1 protein-coding gene is annotated in these 2,053 nt (G+C 55.5%); it reads right to left on the reverse strand.

All coding sequences use genetic code 11. The features are described from left to right. The coding region (locus B9Z49_RS21260) for a VIT and VWA domain-containing protein (protein ID WP_108355437.1) at window positions 1–2,053 on the reverse strand (2,053 nt) is incomplete at both ends.

Consider the following 2,053-nt stretch of genomic DNA (forward strand, 5'->3'; position numbering starts at 1 on the left):
CCAGCCGTCTTCATGTGCTTGGTGATCAGCCAACCCATGTAATTGACTTGGTTTGTTCGAAGGCAGGCGGCCAGCGCAGATCGGAATCGCGTGTGGGTCAGTGCTATCTGGTTGAAGCTGGTCAGTAATTCATGAATTGGGTTGTTTGCGTTGGTCTTATTGGCCAGGATGGCCTTCAGTTCATCCGATGTGCCCTGCGGCTTTTTGACGGTGGGCGTGCTTTGCGGCGGTTGATTGGGCGTGCTGACCATTTCCTTGAATTTCTGGACGATGCTTTTGCCAGGCTTGGCATGTGCAGTTGTTTTCGCGCTCGAGCTTGAACTTCTGAGAAAAGCCGGGATCTCAATGTCATCCATGCCTGAATTCCCCATGCCATCAACTCGGGCGGCAGAATGAGTCCGTTTTGAACGCCACATGGCCGGGACAGACTGGCTCATGTTGATGCGAGTTTCAGCCATGAAGAGCGTGTTGTCACTGCCGGTCCGCAAGATGCGCATAACTGGCAAAGGTCTGGAATTTCGTACCGTGCCGTTGCCACTCCAGCCCGCTGCCAACATAGGCCTGACCTGTAGTAACTCCGGCAAATCTTCTGCTTTCTCGCTTTCCACGCGCTCGTGAACAAGGATCAAATTGGTTTCGCTGGTGACCAATTGATAGTCGACAGCGAGGCGCTCTCGCTCTTTGGCCTGCGCCATATCGTTCAAGCGCAATGCGGCTGCAATCCGGGACAGGTCTAGGCCTTCATCCCAAATGACAGGGCAGGGCGTAGGTTGGCCGTTGGGATAAACGGTCTGGATCACGTTCAGTTCATTCAGTGCGGTACCTTGCGTATTGATTTGCGTCCATGACATCAAGGAACTGCCAGCTGCGGCATGCCCCGTAGATTTGGATTGCCAGACGATAGGCGCTGCACATGTGACTTCATGTTCGATCGCCTGGGTGTGCCGGATCTGGATCAGCAGGCGCTCGACGGCTTTTTGCATGTTTTCTCGGGGTGTGACCATTTCACATGCGCCGCCTGTCACATCTGCCATGTCTTTGAGCAGGCTTTCGGATGGTGCCGAGCCCACGCCCACGGCATAGATGCGTTGCCCAGAGGCGCGCACTGTGGCGATGGTCTGTTCAATGTTCCAGACCTCGCCGTCGGTGATCAACAGGATCACCACATTTTTGGACTCTTCTGATGCACCGCTCTCAATGGCGATGACCTCTTTCAACGCCGTATCAATCTCGGTCCCGTTCATATTCGCATTCAACCGACGCGTTGCTGCCTTCAAGAGCTGCCGGTAAATGATGGAGCAGTGCTTCAGCTCCGGTTGTTCGTGGTGAACCGAACTGCCAAACCGCGAGAGCGAGACTTGGTCCGTGTTGTTCAGCTGTCCAAACAGCCAGCTGAGGCAGTCTTTGGCCTGTTCAATGCTGTCGCCCTCCATGGAGCCAGAGCAGTCGACCAGCACCTTGATGGAGATGGGGTGCTGCTTTTTTACCCCAGCTGGACGGTACACACCGCCAGTCATGACGGTGGCTTCTCCTGGACGCATCGGGTCATGCGCTGCGACGGCGAAGTTCATATCGCCCAGCCGGTCAACGATCAGTACAAAGTCCCGGTCCAGCCAGGCTGCACCTTCTAACTTCAAGGCGCATTGATCGCCCTGACGGCTCAGCTGGATTTCATGGCTTGGGCTGTAAACCGTGCCTTGGCTCAGGTTTTCTGACAAATCCAGATTCAGAAACAGCCGCTGCTCGGCTTGTGGATCGACTTGTGCTTGTTGGTGTGGCTTCAAGCCCGCCGCTGAAGCATCGCCGTACCTTGGCGCAATGGTCGTGGGCAGGCTGAAACGGATCGCACCATCTTCGGCTTTCAGAATTTGAGCGTAGTCGAGCTCAATCACCACTTCATCCCCGGTCTGGATGTTGCCGATGTTGGCTGTGTACAGGTCTTTGCCAGACCGCTCCAGCATGACCGGCAAGTCACCGCTGCTGATGGCCTCTTCGTATTGCGCCTCGGCCACTTTCTTGGGCTTGACGGTACCGGTCAGGCTTTTGCCGTTCA

This window comes from Limnohabitans sp. 2KL-51, assembly GCF_003063645.1.
GTDB lineage: Bacteria > Pseudomonadota > Gammaproteobacteria > Burkholderiales > Burkholderiaceae_C > Limnohabitans_A.